At 63.5% G+C, this 16,205-nt stretch carries 12 protein-coding genes, 1 tRNA gene and 2 pseudogenes; 4 read left to right on the top strand and 11 right to left on the bottom strand.

All coding sequences use genetic code 11. The annotated features are described in order from the left end of the window. The first annotated feature begins 3 nt into the window (after positions 1–3). Positions 4–1,239, top strand: coding sequence for an MFS transporter (locus NCR38_RS19290; protein ID WP_250477482.1), 1,236 nt, complete (start codon positions 4–6; stop codon positions 1,237–1,239). 39 nt (positions 1,240–1,278) lie between these two features. Here NCR38_RS19290 and NCR38_RS34485 read toward each other — a convergent pair. Both NCR38_RS34485 and NCR38_RS34490 read right to left on the bottom strand, forming a co-directional pair. Then, positions 1,279–1,654, bottom strand: a pseudogene (locus NCR38_RS34485) (tyrosine-type recombinase/integrase); the annotation flags it as partial. A 270-nt stretch (positions 1,655–1,924) separates the two neighbouring features. Next, entirely contained in the window at positions 1,925–2,023 is a 99-nt protein-coding gene (locus tag NCR38_RS34490; RefSeq protein WP_409219297.1) for a DDE-type integrase/transposase/recombinase, read from the bottom strand. Between the two features lie 714 nt (positions 2,024–2,737). Between NCR38_RS34490 and NCR38_RS19295 the strand changes: the two genes are divergently transcribed. Together NCR38_RS19295 and NCR38_RS19300 are read left to right on the top strand one after the other, a co-directional pair. Further along, entirely contained in the window at positions 2,738–3,592 is an 855-nt protein-coding gene (locus NCR38_RS19295; protein WP_250477483.1) for a DUF2092 domain-containing protein, read from the top strand. 485 nt (positions 3,593–4,077) lie between these two features. Then, a complete protein-coding gene (locus NCR38_RS19300) occupies positions 4,078–4,410 on the top strand; it encodes a hypothetical protein (RefSeq protein ID WP_143756323.1) in 333 nt (110 codons plus the stop codon). Here NCR38_RS19300 and NCR38_RS19305 read toward each other — a convergent pair. Beyond that, positions 4,409–4,872, bottom strand: a pseudogene (locus NCR38_RS19305) (transposase); the annotation flags it as partial. The gene NCR38_RS19300 and the pseudogene NCR38_RS19305 overlap by 2 nt on opposite strands. 467 nt (positions 4,873–5,339) lie before the next feature. Here NCR38_RS19305 and NCR38_RS19310 point away from each other — a divergent pair. After that, on the top strand, positions 5,340–6,518 hold the full coding sequence (locus tag NCR38_RS19310; protein ID WP_061117936.1) for a porin: 1,179 nt from the start codon (positions 5,340–5,342) through the stop codon (positions 6,516–6,518). A gap of 816 nt (positions 6,519–7,334) precedes the next feature. Here NCR38_RS19310 and NCR38_RS19315 read toward each other — a convergent pair. The 8 genes from NCR38_RS19315 to fdxH form a co-directional block, all read right to left on the bottom strand. Next, positions 7,335–7,430: transfer RNA gene (locus tag NCR38_RS19315), tRNA-Sec, on the bottom strand. A 69-nt stretch (positions 7,431–7,499) separates the two neighbouring features. Continuing rightward, on the bottom strand, positions 7,500–8,123 hold the full coding sequence (locus tag NCR38_RS19320; RefSeq protein ID WP_250477484.1) for a DedA family protein: 624 nt from the start codon (positions 8,121–8,123) through the stop codon (positions 7,500–7,502). A gap of 43 nt (positions 8,124–8,166) precedes the next feature. Then, complete coding sequence (locus tag NCR38_RS19325; protein WP_061117934.1) at positions 8,167–10,170, bottom strand: bifunctional DedA family/phosphatase PAP2 family protein; 2,004 nt, start codon at positions 10,168–10,170, stop codon at positions 8,167–8,169. A gap of 37 nt (positions 10,171–10,207) precedes the next feature. Then, entirely contained in the window at positions 10,208–12,115 is a 1,908-nt protein-coding gene (selB, locus tag NCR38_RS19330) for a selenocysteine-specific translation elongation factor (protein WP_061117933.1), read from the bottom strand. Continuing rightward, on the bottom strand, positions 12,112–13,548 hold the full coding sequence (gene selA / locus NCR38_RS19335; protein ID WP_061117932.1) for an L-seryl-tRNA(Sec) selenium transferase: 1,437 nt from the start codon (positions 13,546–13,548) through the stop codon (positions 12,112–12,114). Before selA ends, selB begins: the two co-directional genes overlap by 4 nt. Then, positions 13,545–14,519, bottom strand: coding sequence for a formate dehydrogenase accessory protein FdhE (gene fdhE / locus NCR38_RS19340; RefSeq protein WP_250477485.1), 975 nt, complete (start codon positions 14,517–14,519; stop codon positions 13,545–13,547). The genes selA and fdhE overlap by 4 nt, the downstream gene beginning before the upstream one ends. A 104-nt stretch (positions 14,520–14,623) precedes the next feature. After that, positions 14,624–15,274, bottom strand: a complete 651-nt coding sequence (locus NCR38_RS19345) for a formate dehydrogenase subunit gamma (RefSeq protein ID WP_061117930.1) — start codon at positions 15,272–15,274, stop codon at positions 14,624–14,626. After that, positions 15,261–16,205, bottom strand: coding sequence for a formate dehydrogenase subunit beta (gene fdxH / locus NCR38_RS19350; RefSeq protein WP_061117929.1), 945 nt, complete (start codon positions 16,203–16,205; stop codon positions 15,261–15,263). Before fdxH ends, NCR38_RS19345 begins: the two co-directional genes overlap by 14 nt.

The raw sequence follows: 16,205 nt of genomic DNA on the forward strand, positions 1-16,205 counted from the left end.
GTTATGCAGCGCGGTGTAATCCTCCGGTTCTTGCTATCGCGGGCAGCCTCTTCGCTCGGAGACCAGTTCCTCATGTTCGCGGTGCCATTGATCGTGTACCGCAGCACGGGAAGCGTCGCCATGTCAGGCCTCGCGTTTTTTATCGAATGGTTGCCGCGAATCTGTTCATTGCCAATCGCCGGTAACCTGTGCGACCGGCTGGACAGTTGGCGCGTGTACGGCTTCGCGGACACGGCGCGCGCGATAGCCTGCGCATGTGTTGCCTGGCTGGCGTTGGCGACACCGTCGAATTCGTTTCCAATCATTGCGAGCTTGAGCGCGGTATGCGCGTTTTTCTATGCACAGGCGTTCATTGCGCTCGAATCGACCGTTCCGAGGCTCGTGATGCCGGAACAAATGCACAAGGCGCAGGCACTTTTGCAAGCCATCGATCAGACAGCCAGTATTGCGGGGCCAGCCTTGGCCGCGCTGCTTGCCGCGCGATTTCCGCCCAGCGGCTTGTTGTGGGTCGCTGCTTCGGTGTTCGGTCTCAGTGCGTTGTTGGTATGGTCATTGCGAAACGACCTTCATCGCACCGAACCGCGAAGTGCGGGACACCGACAGGGTTTCAATGCTGGCGTAGCTGCGGCCGTCGGAGTGTTACGTGACAAGCCTGTTCTCTGGGCACTGATCGCATTGAGCATGGGGGTGAACCTGATTGTCGGCGTCGCGCTAGCCACCGGTGCGGCGATTACCACTGGTCGGTTCGGGCTTCCGAACAGTCTGTTCGGATTTCTCCAGACCATCGTTGGAGCTGTTGCGCTCGCCAGCTTCTTGGCCGTTCCTTATCTGACGCGCCGTTTATCCGTCTACTGGATTGGTGTCACCGCGTTCGGAATGATCGTCGTAGGGGGGCTGCTTATGGGCATGGCATCGTCATTTCCGGTGTTTGTGCTGGGCTATGCGCTTAGTTTTGCGTCTTGCGGTCTATTCAATGTATATATCCGCACGGAGCGCGCGCACTGGATTCCCCGCGATCAACTGGGCAGGGTCCTGAGCCTGATCGTATTGCTGAATCAATTGAGCCTGCCCGTGGCCGGCTTGATTGTGGCCACATTCGGCGGCCGTCTCGGTGTTCAACCGATTTTCATCGCGGTCAGCATGCTCGGACTTCTGACTTACGCAGCGTTGTGGCGCTATCTGCAACGCAATTCACGTACGGCCGATTCGCTTCGCATGATGGTCGTCAAAGTCGAATGACGCACGGCTCGGCGTCACAGCGCATTGCCGTGGCGCGGCGACCCATTGATGTACCTTACGAGCGTATTTTGTCGCGTTGAGATATGCGGCGACCGAGAAAAGCGGCTTCCGAAAAGGTACTCCTCGGACCTCAACTCAGCTTTTTCGATCCATGCAGCGACCGCAACGCGAGCGTGCCCTGTAACCTCGAACTGCACGGGCCGTTTAGTCTTGCGCCGCATTATCATCGCGCGGGGAATATCTGATTGCCGTGCGTCACGTCGCGAACATGCAGGTTGAACGAGCTCGCACCCGCGCAGCTTGCTGTCGATCGCAAGATTGAATAGCGCTAGATCATTAACCCGTGCGCGTTCTGAAGGTAAATCCGGATTGCCCAGATCTCTTTCGGCTTCAGCGGCGGCTTTTGACCAACCAACTTGCCTTTGTTCCAGAGCTCACGGCTTAGATTAGAATCACCGCCCCGATTCGCGGAAAAGAGGCGACGCGATGAACCGGAATTGCAGGCGTCGCTCGCCGTCCCCATCGACGGTTGCACACCGGCTCCGCGGCAGCGCCGCCCGAAGGCAATGGATGTGTATTGACAGCCCTGGTCCGAATGCAGAATAACTCCCTCATGGCGCCGCTGCTGAAACGCGATGTCCAGCGCGTGCCACATTAGTGCGGTATCCAAAGGGTTCGACATCGCTCAACCAACGATGCGCCGGCTGAATACGTCAAGCACCACGGCCAGATAGAGAAACCCCTCGCCGGTCGGAATATAAGTGACATCGGCCACCCAAAGTATGTCCGGACCCTCAGCACTGAAGTGCCGGCGTACCCGGTCCGGCGCACGTCGTGGCCCCGCACGTTGCCGCGTAGTACGCGGCCAGCGCCGTCGGCTTGCCCCGAATAGAGCAGGCGTGCCATTGTGACATGGGCCAACCGGCTCGGTCCGCTTTCAAGAATCCGCATCCTTCGAGGATGCGGCTCCTGTCCCGCCGGGAGAATCAGGCCGCCGCGTGAGCGAGAATGTCGCGCTCGATTTTTAATTGCCGATTTTCGCGGCGCAGACGTGTGAACTCCTAACGCTCGGCCGTCGTCGGGCCATCGTGACGCACGCCGGCGTCCATGTCAGCCTGTGCTACCCCGTCGACTATTGTCTGCACGCTAGGTTCGAACGCCTGCGCCGACTCCTCAGCCGTTCGCTCCGCCTTCACCAGCTCGACCAGGTGAGCCCGGAACTCCGCCGGCTACGGTGTTCGATGCTTGCCCATTTGGCACCCCTCATCCAAAGGATAGGAGTCCGTTTTGGCGGGTCAATTTCACGTTCCGATAGTTCGGCATTATTAGGTAATGCTTCACGAGCAACGGCGCGGTGATGGTCACCCCTGCGTCCTGACGCCGCTTTTCACCCGCCCAGTAAGCCACTTTAAACCGAATGGAAAAAATTCTGCGAACCACTATTCTTTATGCGGGAGGCCGGCGGTTGAGAGGTATTCGAGCAGAAGGAGTTAACAAATTGATCACTAACATATTGCGCCGCGCGTCCAGGGCTACGTGGGTATCGGTTTTGCTGCTGACCACCGCTCCTCACGCCTACTCTGGCTCCGGGCAGAAAGAACCACCGGTCCGTGCCGCGCCAGCTGAGCACGACACCGCCTCCCAAGCCCAGGCTCGGGCGATTCTGATGAAAATGGCGGAGTTCCTTGGGGGGACGCCGAGCTTTCGTGTCGGTGTGCGCAGCGGGTACGACGCCGTGCAGCCGTCCGGGCAGAAAATCGAATTCGGCGAATACCGCACCGTTACGTTGAGCCGGCCGGATCGTATGCGCGTGGAAAGCGAGCGCAGCGATGGCGCAAAAACGCTCGTTGTGCTCACCGGGAAAGAGATCGTTCTGGTCGATCTCGCCAGCAAAGTCTATGCGACGGCGCCGCAACCTGGCAGTCTGGACGAGAGCATCGTGTATTTCGTCAAGGATCTCGGCATGCGCCTGCCGCTCGCGGCGCTCCTGTTGAACTCGCTGCCTGAAGAATTGCAAGCCCGGGTACGGTCGGTGGACTATGTGGAGAAGACGAGTATCTCCGGCACTGCGTCCTATCATTTAGCCGCGCGTACCGACACGGTGGATTTTCAGGTGTGGATAGCCGATGGCGACAAACCTCTGCTGCAGCGGATCGTACTAACTTACAGAAAGGCGGTGGGCCAGCCTCAGTTCTGGGCGGACTTTGTCGACTGGGATCTTGCGCCCCAGCTTAACGATGCGACATTCTCGGCACAGATTCCCGATGGCCTGCAAAAAGTCGCGTTCGCAGCGCAGCTTCCCCGTGCGTCGCCCACGGCTCGCCAGTCGTCTGCGAAGAAGGGGGCGAAATGATGAAAACCGGATCATGGGATCGTGTCGTCACGGCACTCGTCGCCGGAGTATTCGCGCTGGGCTTGATGAATCAAGCGGAGGCACGAGGCGAGAGAGGCGGTGGTGCTCGCGGTGGTGGTGGCGGCGACGGCGGCTTTTCCCGTGGCGGGGCGGCGTCGTCTGGAGGGTTGTCATCCGGCGGCACAACCGCGGCGCAAGGAGGCGCGAAGCGTGGTGGCGGCCAATCAGCGGCGGCCCAACAAACTCTGGCCTCGCGCCAAGCCACCGCAACTTCAACTTCAAGTGCGAATCAGAGTGCGCGCCAGAGTTCGGCGAGTTCGAGGCAGGCAACCTCCAGCCAAAATCAGGCTAACCGGCAGCAGAGCACGAGCGAGAACCAGGCGCAGCGCCAAGCTACGTCGAGTCAGAACCAGAACGCACGACAGACCGCGGCGGCTCAAACGACCAGCCAAAACCAGAGTGCGCGTCAATCCACCGCTAAGGAGATGCAAAACACGCGTGCTACGAACGTGACCAACGTGCAGAACAACTACTCGGGCGGTTGTTACGACTGCAACTCGGATTGGGACGGCGGTTCTGCGGCGGCCGGATTTGTGGCCGGGGCAATGGTGGTCGGTGCGGCCGCTGCCGCAACCACACCGCCGCCCGCAACCACCACCGTCGTCGCTGCGCCTGCGCCTGTCGCGCCGCCGTGCAACGTCGCCCCCATCGCCGTTAAGGACGTGCCGTACTATAAGTGTGGCGCGACGTGGTACGCGACGGGATATGGGAGCGGCGGCGTGGTGTACACGCAAGTTCCGCCACCGCCCGGATACTAGGCAGAACGTGCAGCAAGAACCGCCGCGCGAACTCATCGAGTTCGAGTGTCATAGTCTTGTTGCACGTGCGTCCGTTGACGCGATAGTCCTTCCAGGGCGAGGTGACGCCATGTTCGTCGAGCGCCACCAGACGTTGGTTGGAGATCCGCGACTCGGTGCGTGTAACGCGACAGATAGGCCAACACCGCTTTGGGCCCGGCAAAGGGGCGCTTGGCATACACCACCCGCTTCCATGCGCGCATTGACGCGAGCCACTTGGTAAAAGCAGCCACATCGTCGAGGTGCACGTATTCGCCGAAGAAGCGCAACTGGCCGCGGCGATAGGTGGGCCTCGAGTTCTGCGAGGAAGCGTCGCCGGAACAAACGCGAGTGCACGCGCACTGGAAGGAAGAAACCCGGCCTGCATGCGACCCACCGGTTTCCATCCGGAAGATGGTCAAATCTCGAACCGCACGTAAATAGTTGGCCTGGGTCTTCGGCGCGAGTCGGCGCATGCGCATGTTGTCCATGAGGACGTTCAACTTGCTCGGCCGCATGAACGCCACTGTCGCGAACACGCGGACGAAAAAAACCCGCCGAAACGGGTGAACCACCGTGGAGATCTGCTTCAGCTCAATTCCAATGGCGAAGAGGAAGGTTATCTCGTAAACGAAAAACGCAAACCGAAGATATATCGCTGGCATTTGAACGCTATTTTTAATCGCAGGATGCCGAACGAACACACATGTTGCTTTCGTCGCGGACAGTAACTCCAGGCGACGTGACCGCGCGTGTTGCTGTCGAGCGACAAACTTTACGACACGATAGATTCGGACACCCAATTGCGATTATCGTCGTATCGCGACAGCAACTTCTCCGCAGAGAGGACGGCGCGGTACGGGGTGACGTGAAGCGTTTAACGAAGACAGCCCACAACCCTGGAGTAGCAAATGAAGAAAACTCTCATTGCCGGTGCGGCGCTGGCTACCTTGGCCGGCTCGGCGCAGGCGCAAAGCAATGTCACGCTTTACGGTCTGATCGACGCAGGTCTGACTTACACGAACAGCCAGATCACCGGCACCGGAGCAGGAGGTCACAGCAACTGGCAGATGACGAGTGGCGGCGTACAGTACAGTCGTTGGGGGCTGCGCGGAGCGGAAGATCTCGGCGGCGGGTTGCAGGCGATCTTCACTCTGGAGAACGGCTTCAATCTGAACAACGGGCAGTTGTCGTCGGCCAATCGCATCTTCAACCGCTTGGCCTACGTCGGAGTGTCCAGCCGGGATTTTGGCTCACTGACCTTGGGACGTCAGACTGACGGCATGGTTGACTTCGTAGGGCCGCTCTCGTTGACCGGCACACAGTATGGCGGCACCCACTTCGCACATCCGTTCGACGTCGACAATTTGAACGACTCGTTCCAGATCAACAATTCGGTCAAATATCAAAGCCCGAATTTTGCCGGCTTCAGGATCGGGGCCTTGTATGGCTTCTCGAACCAGGCAGGTGGTTTCGCGAACAACCGTGCGTACAGTGTCGGCATGTCGTACATGTGGGGACCGTTGAACTTTGGCGCCGGGTATTTGCATCTGAACAACTCGGCCGGCACCCCGGCACAACTCAACACGAACGGCGCTGTCACCGATACGCTCGGGACCTCGTTATCAGGTCTTCTGACGCCGACCGCCGTGCCATTAGGTGCACTCGCTCGCCGGCAACAGACGTGGGGCGGAGGCGTCAACTACGCGTTCGGTCCGTTGGTCGCGGGCATCGTCTATACACAAACGAACCTGACCGAGCTGTTCCTCACTGGCTTCAATACCCACTTCCAGAACTATGAAGGAAACATCCGGTTCGCTTTGACACCAGCCGTTATGCTGGCGGCCGCCTACACATACTCACGGGCCGGAGGCAACGCCGGGAGTGGTGCTCCGCACTGGAATCAGGTGAGCGCGCTCGGGAACTACGCCTTCTCGAAACGCACGGACGTCTATATTCAAAGCACCTATCAAAGCGTAAGCGCGAGGGCTGGCAACCCGCTGGGAGTCGCCTGGATCAACGGTGTGAGTTCACCCGCATCGACATCGAATCAGATCGAGGCCACCGTCGGCGTGCGTCACCGTTTCTGATTGGAAGCTTCGGACCGGGGAAGTCGCGCTAAGGGTCAATTCGGGAACCGCCGATTCGAATCCGCAGCCGTAACTACGGCAAGCGCGACCTGAACCAGCATTGCCGGCAAAGGAGAAGGCCATGTCTCGCATGAAATTAGGAGTGCTTTTAGTGATCGGCCCGCAGCACCTTGTTGTGATGTGCGTCGACGATGCGGACGTCGGTTGCATCGGACTTTCTCACTAGTGTCACTCTAACGACATAAGAGACGCTGGTGATGACGATGTTGTCGGGCAACATAGGTGACAGCGCATGCACGTGCCAATTCACCCGCGGAGAAACAGGCCCGCCGGGATGATCTTTCCAGCAATTCGACGTTCCAGTAGAAGGCCGCCTGCGTGCTGCGTTTGCTGGCGATGCTGACGGTCTTCGTCTGAGCGCGGTCCTTGCAGGTCGCGTGCACCGTATGGAGCTTGGCCAGCATGAACGGGCCGAGCGAATGGGGCCTTGCCCCGTGGCCTTTTGTTTTGGGCGCCTGCATGGCGTTTTGTCACTTGCCGTCCAGCTGCTCGCAGGGGGGGTGGCCGTCAATCCACGGTTGCGAACCGTTGCTTCGCGGCCTCGAGAATGCGTCGGGTCACCCTCTTATCTGGAAGGAAATGCCGGGCTCGAAAGAGCCCTGAGCAGATGACGCACGATCGGCACCCGACGATTATGCGAAAGCCAAGTCGCTCACGATCCCCTGCTCAACTTGACGTCGGCTTTCTCCGCGGCCGTCTAAATTGCCTTTCCCTGTAGCCAAACCAAATGCCGACGAACCGCTTCAATCAGCCAGGTGGCGGAAGGCAGCCGGAGTCGAACCGACCAGAGAGTGTCTGACACCCCCTACCGGGTTTGAAGCCCGGCCGCACCACCGGATACGGATGCCTTCCTTCATGGACCCACGACAAAGCCAAGTCCGGCGAGAATCCGGGCGGGCGTCCGATTATAGCGGCGCATGTTCACCCGCTGCCATCGCCCGGATGCGAACGCGGCTGTCTTCGCCGCATCAGGCGATACACGCAATACAGTAACGCCGCCGCTGCGAGCACATCCACGACCGTCGCGCCATGCGATTCGAGCGCGAGCACCGCGACATGCAGTTGGCGCTCGAAGAGCGCGCCGCCCAGAAGCCAGAACGACGCCCACGCAACGATCCCCGCCGTATCCCAGAAGAAGAATGCGAGCACGGCGATCTGCGTCGTGCCCATCAACGGCGGGGTGACGAGTCCGAGTCCCGGCACGAACTTCGATGCCGCGACGATAGGCGCGCCGTGGCGCTCGAACAACTCCCCCGTCGTGCGCATGCCGCTATCGACCGCATACGATCTGCGCGAGAGCGCCGCGACGAGCCGACGCCCGTAGATGCGTCCCGCCGAAAACCACACGCTGTCGCCGAGCAGCGCGCCGCACAACGCCGCGAACAGCACGTGCGCGAAGGACAGTCGCCCGCTCGCCACGGCGGAGCCCGCGAACACGAGCAACGGCGCGGACGGCAGCGGCACGCCAAGACGCGTCAGGAGGACGTTCGCGAACACGGCCGCGCTGCCCCACTGCACGATCGCCGACGGCGGAATCTGGATCAATCGGCACCTCTCGATCGCCGGCTGCGATGCACCAACCGAAACTTCATTCGGACCCGGACTCGACGAGCATCACCGGAACGTCTCCACATCCGGCGCTGCTCGCAATTTCGATGCCGCGCCAGGGCGAACCCTCGCCGTGATCGAACGCCATCGGATCGACGCGCCGGTCCGGCCTCAGCACGTTGAACGGCCACGACGGACGCCGCAAGCGTTCGTGCACGACCGATCCGAGCCAGATTGGCGCAGGCGGCGTGCCCTCGCCCTCGCGCACCGCATAATGCGTCGGCCAGAAGCGCAGTACGTCGCGCTCGTCGGCGCCGCGAGGCGAGCGCGCGAACACGAGCTTCGACGGCTCGCCGTTGTTCAGGCGCGGCAGCGCGGGCAGATCGATCGCGGGCGCATTCGGCAACATGACCGACATCACGCTCTTCAAGCTTACATGCGACACCTCCGTCCAGCCGCGCGATATCAGCTGTGCGCGAATCTGCTCGGGCGTCGCGGCCCATTGGACGGTGATCGGCTCGCGACGATCGCCCTCCATGCTCGCTCGATAGCACGAAAACGTGCGCCACACGGTATCGGTCCATTGGATCGGCGTGACGACGATGGTCGCAGGCGCCGCGCTGTGCGCTTCCGTGTCATCGCTCAGTTGCAGGGCGACGCTCGCGCAGATCACGGCCAGCACGGCAATCGGCATCAAGGGCCGCGGTTTCGGTTTGGCGGGATTGCGCCATACGGCCGTGAGCGCGATCAGAAAGACCCACACGGCCGCGAGCGCCGTGCTGCCCAGCGCATCGGAGATGGTGAAGCGGCCGAAATACAGCCCCGCTACGCCGACCGCCGTGACGATCGCGGAGGTCGCCGTCGCGATGAACACGCCCGTCAGCAAGCCCACGCGCCGCAGCAGGAGAAACGCGAGAAAGCCATAGATGACGACGGTTGCCGCCACATGGCTGCTCGGAAAGCGGTGCTCCGCCGGCGTGAAGGAAACGAGGATCGGCTCGTGCGCGGTGAAGCGGATCGCCGCGACCAGCAACTGCGAAAACGCCACGGCCACGACCCAGTACGTGACCGTGCGCCAGCGCCGCTCGAAGCTCATCCACACGATGACCATCGCGCCGAGCGCGAGCAGCGTGGGTGTGCTGCCGAGCGTCGCCGCGCCATCGAGAATCGAATCGGTCCAGGTGGAGCGGAACGATTGCAGCAGCCGATAGATCGACACATCCACCTGCACGATCGATGCGCCGCGCGCGACATTCGCCAGCACGGAGAAAAAGACAAAGGCGGAGGCGAGCAGCAGCACCGAGATCGTCACGATGAGGCCGGTCGCCGGATTGCCCGGATCGAGCGCGCGCGACACGAGCCGTGCCGGCAGGCCGCGGCCCGTTTGCGCCCATGCGAGCAGTTTCTCGCGGGACGCGATGGTCCAGCGCATCGCGTGCGACACGATGAGGCGCGAGAGATTGAACACGATCCATCCAAGCGCGGTGACGATGATCAGGATCACGACGAGCCTGATCGACACCGCGCCCGCCAGCTCGATCGACGCGCCGAATACGACGCCCGGCAGGATATGCGTCGGCGCCCAGACGAGCGCACTCAGGATGTTGACGGCGAGAAAACGCGCAGGCGTCATCCCCGCCACGCCCGCGACGACGGGCACGACGGCGCGCATCGGCGCGACGAAGCGCGCGAGCACGACGCTCTTCGCGCCGTGGGCATCGAAATACTTCCTGCCCGCGGCGAGCGCGCCCGGATGCGCGCGAAACGGCCACATCTGCGCGATCTTGTCCGCATAGCGCTGGCCGAACCAGAAGCTCGCGGCGTCCCCTGCGATGGCGCCCGCGATCGCGCAGACGAATACCCAGCCGAGATTCAGCGCGCCTGCGCCGACGAGCGCACCGGCGATGAACATCGCGGTGCTGCCCGGCACGAAGGTGCCGATGAACGCGACCGATTCGAGAAACGACGCGAGCAGCACCACGGCGAGCGCCCACTCGGGGTGGCCCGACAAGAGGTGCAACAGCTTGAAGTAGGAATGCTCCATCGTGATCGACAGGCGAAAGCGCAGCGGTGCGCAATCGTCAGACGGACTCGTGCCAGCGGCTATCGCTGCGCAACAGGTGAAGATCGCGGTGGAATCGAGTGTACCCAACGCGGTCGAAGAACTCCAAAATCTGTATCGCGCGTTTTCGGCCGAGCGCACTCGCGTCGCGGAAGGCGGCCGCGCCGAGCGCGCCGCCCTGCGCCTCGGCCTGCTGCGCGACGAGTTGCGCCAGTGCGCCGATCGACGCGCGGCAGTAGAACAGATCGCGCACGACCTGATACACGTCGCCGCGGCGTGCGAGTTTTTTGAGGAGCCTGCGCATCTCGTCCTCGCCGATGCCGTGCGCGCGGGCGAGATCGCGCACCCAGGGCGGTTCGAAACGCCCCTCTTCGAGCGATGCCAGCACCGCGCGCGCCAGTGCTTCTTCCCTTTCGTCGAGCGTCACCGCATGCGCCGGCAGATGCAGCCACGGCCCGCTCCTCGCAATCGTTGCGCTCGCCACGGCATCGTCGACGAGCGCGCGCCACAGCGCATCAGGCGCAAGCGGCGCGGCCATGCGGCGCAGGCGCGCGGCGTCGGGGCCCTGTTCGTCGGAGAAGCGTTCGTGGAATGCGGCGAGCGCGTCGAGAAGGCGCGTCTTCATGGCGTCCCAATGACGCGATGCAATATAAAGCGTGTCGTCATGCGTGGAAACGGCGCGCAGGCCTTCCGGCGTCATCGATCGTCCGCGGAGGTGCTCGATCAGCGAACGCGGCAAGCCATACGGCGCCTGCTCGAAGAGCGCATCGACGCGGCCCGTGTCGAGCATCGCGACGAGCGCATCGAGCCACGCGCGGCGTTGCGGCGTGCGGCGCTTGCGCGCGGGCGCGAACGGATCGAGCACGCGTCCGCCGCCCACCGTCCGGTTCGCCTGCGCATTGCGCACGATGAAGCGGTCGCCGGGCAGCGCGCAAACGGGCTGATCGAAGACGAGCTGCACGCGCGCGGTGTGCCCCGATGCAAGCGTGTCGGCTTCGAGCAGCGCGACATGCGCGACGCGATGCGTCGTGCCCAGATGCACATGCAAGGGCGCCCAATGCGTGAGCGTGAGCTGCGCGTCATCGAGCAAGGTCAGCTCGACATCGAGCCGCTCGGACGCACGCGCGAGCCGCGTATCGACGATCCAGTCGCCGCGCGCGAGCGCATCCTTGTCGATGCCCGCGAGATTGAGCGCGCAGCGCTCGCCCGCCCGCCCCGTCTGCGCCGCGCGATTCTGCGCGTGAATGCTGCGCACGCGCACAGGTGCACCGGACGCTTCCCGCGGCGCGAGCGCCATCGTGTCGCCGATGTTCACGCGGCCCGCGAAGACCGTGCCCGTCGCGATCGTGCCCTGCCCTGTCAACGTGAACACGCGATCGACCGCGAGCCGGAAAAAGCCGTCGTCGCGGCGCGTGCGCCAGTGCGCGGCGGCATCGCGAAGATAAGCGCTCAGTGCGGCGACGCCTTCGTCGTCGGCCTTCGTCGCATCGGTGTCGAACAAGGGCGCAGCGCGCAACGGGCCGTCCGCGAGCAGCGCTTCGATTTGCGCGTGCACGTCGCGCACGCGCGATGCCTCCGCGCGATCGCACTTGGTCACCGCGACCGCGCCCCGCGTCACGCCGAGCAGCTCGAGTATCGCGAGATGCTCGCGCGTTTGCGGCATCACGCCATCGTCGGCGGCGATCACGAGCAAGGCGAAGTCGATGCCGCACGCGCCCGCCGCCATCGTATGCACGAGCTTCTCGTGTCCGGGCACGTCGATGAAGCCGAGCACGCCGCCGTCGTTCAACGGCACATATGCGTAACCCAGTTCGATCGAGATGCCGCGCGCTTTCTCTTCCTTCAGGCGATCGGTGTCCACGCCCGACAGCGCCCGCACGAGCGTCGTCTTGCCGTGATCGATATGCCCCGCCGTGCCGACGATCATTCGCGTGCTTCCAGTTGGGCGACGAACGCGGCTTCGTCGGCCTCTTCGAGACAGCGCAGATCGAGCCGCAATGCGCCGTCCGCGATGCGCCCGAGCACCGGCCGCGGCAAGTCGCGCAGCCGCTTCTCGACGCGGTTGAGCGCACCGCCCGGCCGCTTGCCGCTCGCGAGCCGCACGCCGAGCCCGTAGCTCGGCAGGACATCGACAGGCAACGCGCCGCTGCCGATCTGGCTGAACATCGGTTCGGCGCCAACCGTGAATTCGTCGCCGACGAAGCCTTGCAGCGCAGGCTCGATGCGCTCGGCCGCGAGGCGCATGACATCGGCGGGACGTGTGAGAAGGCGCAATGTCGTGAGACGTTCGGCGAGCGTTTCGGGCGCGCGATACAGGCGCAACACCGCTTCGAGCGCGGCGAGCGTCAGCTTGCCGACGCGCAATGCGCGCTTCAGCGGATGTTTCTTGATCTTCGCGATCAGGTCGCGCCGCCCGACGATCAGCCCCGCCTGCGGCCCGCCCAGCAGCTTGTCGCCGCTGAAGGTGACGAGATCCGCGCCTGCCGCGACGGTCTCGCGCACCGTCGCTTCGCGCGGCAAGCCCCACTGCGCGAGATCGACGAGCGTGCCGCTGCCGAGATCCATCGCGACGGGCAGCCCGCGCGCCTTCGCGAGCGGCGCGAGTTCCGCGAGGGTCACTTCCTTCGTGAAGCCGCTCACCGCGTAGTTGCTGCAATGCACCTTCATCAGGAGCGCGGTCTTCGCGTTGATCGCTTCGTCGTAGTCTTTCAGATGCGTGCGATTCGTCGTGCCGACTTCGCGCAGCTTCGCGCCCGCGCGGCTCATGATGTCGGGAATGCGAAACGCGCCGCCGATCTCGACGAGCTCGCCGCGCGACACGATCACTTCCTTTCGCGATGCGAGCGCGGACAGCGTGAGCAATACGGCCGCCGCGTTGTTGTTCACGACAGTCGCGGCTTGCGCGCCCGTCAGTTCGCAGATCAGGCCGTTGATGAGATCGTCGCGATCGCCGCGCGCGCCCGTGTCCAGATCGAATTCGAGGTTGGCGGGCCGCGTGAGCATCTCGGCCACCGCGCGCACCGCTTCGTCGGGCAGGAGCGCGCGGCCGAGGTTGGTATGCAGCACCGTGCCCGTGAGATTGAAGACGCTGCGCACGCTGCTGCGCGCGCGCTTTGCGAGCCTCGCATCGACGGTGCGCGCGAGTTGCGCATCGCTCAAGGCGTCGACGGATGCGCGGCCTGCCTGCGCATCGGCGCGCCATGCGTCGAGCGTCTCGCGCAACACGGCGAGCGTCTGCGTGCGCCCGTATCCGGCGATCACCGCCTCGAATTCTGCCGATGCCAGCACGCGCTCCACCGATGGCACGCGGGCCATCAACGCGCGCAGTTCGCCGCCCTCGCCGCCTTTGACGTCGCTCATCGATCGTCTTCCGAATGTTCGGGCCACAGCCACGGATGGGGCGCCGCGCGCCGATAGCCGGCCTCGCCCATCAACAGGTCTAGGGTGAGGCTCGCGAGATCGTCGGCGTAGGGCTCGAAATCATAGGCCTTGTCCTGATAGCCGATCTTGCGGTACGTGCCGCATTCATCGCACGACTCCGCCTTGAGCGGCGCGCTCTTCGCCCGCGCGGACTTCTCGCTTTCGGGTTCGTCGCCGGTGCCCATCACGTGATAGGCGATGCCTTTGGTCGAATCGCAGTTCGTGCACTTGGCGCGGACCACGTGAAGCTCCGTCGCGCAGAGGCCGCATTGCGCGTAGCGATAGCCGTCATACGCGCCGCCCACACGCACGATGCTCGCCACCGGCACCGAACCGCAGACCGGGCATACCCCGGGCGTGTCGAGATAGGGCACGTCCTTCGTGTCGATGCGGCTCGCGAGATCGGTCCACACGACTTGCAGCGCGGCCGCGATGAACGGCGCCGCGGCCGGATCGATCTCGGCGAAGCGCAGCGCGAGGACGGCATCGGCCTGGCTGTCGAGCGCGGCGGCGTCCGTCGCGCGCAGGCGGCCGACGAGTTGCGTGAGCGCGGGCGTCAGCGCGCCCGCGGCCTCGATGCCGTCGAGCAGCATGAAGAGCACGTCTCGCCACGCGGGATCGCGTGCGTCCGTGAGCGCGGGGACGATGGGCATCGAATGACGCTGGTTCAGTTCGATCGATGCGCGCGAGGGCATCGGCGCGTTGAATGCGGCGAGCACGCGCTGCTGGGCATCGGCGAGCGCGGCCATCAGGCGCAGATAACCGGCGATGGGATTGCTCGCGTCGGCGAGTTGCACAAGGCGCGCGGCGCGCGCGGCGAATATCGTGGCGCGCTCCGGCATGCGCAAGCGCGGAATCGCCGAGGGATCGAGCGATTCGATTCTCGCGGCTTCGACTATGCGTTGAACCACGGAAGGTTTCCTCGCGGGGATGAGCGGTCGATCAAGGATATCAGCTAATTGGACAAGAAATGGACCGCGCCCCGCGCACACTGGCCCGCCGTCGCGACAGCCCTTTACTTCCCGATAATCTCCCTGAACCAGCGCGGATGATGCTTGCGCGCCCATCCATACGTGACCGTGCCGCGCGTCATCGCGCCGATCGATCCCTTCACCCACAGCGCGGCGTAGATATGAACGATGATCGACACGATCAGCACGAACGCCGTCGCCGCATGCACCACCGACGCGATGCGAATGACCGTGATCGGGAAATAAAACGCAAAGTACGCGCGCCATATCACGATCCCGCTCAAGAGCAGCAGCACGAGACTCGCGACCATCACGAAGAACAGCAGCTTCTGCCCCGCGTTGTACTTGCCGATCTCCGGCAAGCGATCCTCGCGATTGGTGAGCACGTCGTTCATCTGCTTCATCCACTGGACATCGTTGCGGTCCAGATAATTGTGATGCCAGAAGCGCAGCGCGAGGATCAGAAACGAGATGAACATCACGCAGCCGACGAACGGATGCAGAATGCGCGTCCACTGCCCGCCGCCGAAAATCGCGTAGAGCCATGACATCGACGGATGGAACATTGCGAGCCCGGAAAGCGCGAGCAGCACGAAGGTGATCGCGGTGATCCAGTGATTGGTGCGTTCGTTCGGCGTGTAGCGCACGATCAGACGATGGCCCTTCACGTCACGCAGTTCGCTATCGTGTTTCATCTTCACGCTCCTGTCCGCCTTCCCGGCGACGCCGCACCTCTTCCGCCTCGCGGTGCGCTTCCACTTCGTCTTCCTCGCTGACTTCGTTCGGGCCGATGCGCGTGTAATGGAAGAACCCCGCGAGCGCCGCGAGCGCGATGCCCGCCATCGCGAGCGGCTTGGTCACGCCCTTCCAGATCGACACGAGCGGGCTGATGTGCGGATCCTTCGCAAGGCCGTGATACAACTCCGGCTGATCCGCGTGGTGCAGCACGTACATGACGTGCGTGCCGCCCACGCCCGGCGGATCGTACAAACCGGCATTCGCAAAGCCCCGCTCTTTCAGGTCCTCCACGCGATCGGCCGCCTGCACCTGCATGTCCGCCTTGGTGCCGAACATGATCGCGCCGGTCGGGCACGTCTTTACGCACGCGGGCTCCTGCCCGACCGCGACGCGGTCCGAGCAGAGCGTGCATTTGTACACGCGATGATCTTCCTTGGAGAGCCGCGGAATGTTGAAGGGACATCCGGTGATGCAATAGCCGCAACCGATGCAGTTCTCCTCGTGAAAATCCACGATGCCGTTCGTGTACTGCACGATCGCGCCCGGCGACGGACACGCCTTCAGACACCCTGGATCCTCGCAATGCATGCAGCCGTCCTTGCGGATCAGCCACTCGAGGTCGCCCTTCGGATTCTCGTATTCGGTGAAGCGCATCACGGTCCACGAATGCTCCGTGAGGTCGCGCGGGTTGTCGTAGATGCCGGTCGTGTGACCGATGTCGTCGCGCAGATCGTTCCACTCCATGCACGCCGTCTGACACGCCTTGCAGCCGATGCACTTCGACACGTCGATGAGCTTCGCCACCGTCCCCGTGACCGGCTCGCGCACCTGCGTCTGCGGCGTGGTCGTCGCCGAGAGACGTTTGATATCGAGCGATTGCAGAGCCAT

Origin of the sequence: Caballeronia sp. INML1, assembly GCF_023631085.1 — a bacterium.
Taxonomy (GTDB): Bacteria; Pseudomonadota; Gammaproteobacteria; order Burkholderiales; family Burkholderiaceae; genus Caballeronia; species Caballeronia turbans.